This window comes from Telluria sp. AZSoR62 (assembly GCF_058111565.1).
Window position 1 is genome coordinate 1 of the sequence record NZ_JBYTST010000245.1, and the last position, 294, is coordinate 294.

General features: G+C 54.8%; 1 pseudogene. It reads left to right on the forward strand.

Annotated features, from left to right (window positions below):
• Window positions 1-268, forward strand: a pseudogene (locus tag AC3XQU_RS23685) (autotransporter domain-containing protein); the annotation flags it as partial.
• Window positions 269-294 lie beyond the last annotated feature (26 nt).

Here is a 294-nt window from a genome sequence, read left to right on the forward strand (position 1 = left end):
GGCCAACAAAGCGATCGTCACTGCCAATCTGAAGCACGTTGAGCGGTTGAACAACAGCACTGACAACCTGAGCGGTGAGGTCCTGGGTGTGAGTCGCTTCAACTTGAAGCAGGACACCACTGATCGCTGGAATGAAGCCGGGATTGGGTTGCAACTTGCCGGCCCGGTTAAGGCTTCACGTGTTGGTCTGACGTACAGCCATCGGTTTGCGAGTGATAAAGCCGTGGCAAGCGACGTGGCGACAGTCTCATTTTCAGTCGGCTTCTGAGAGCGACCTCAAACTGTTCTGACTAG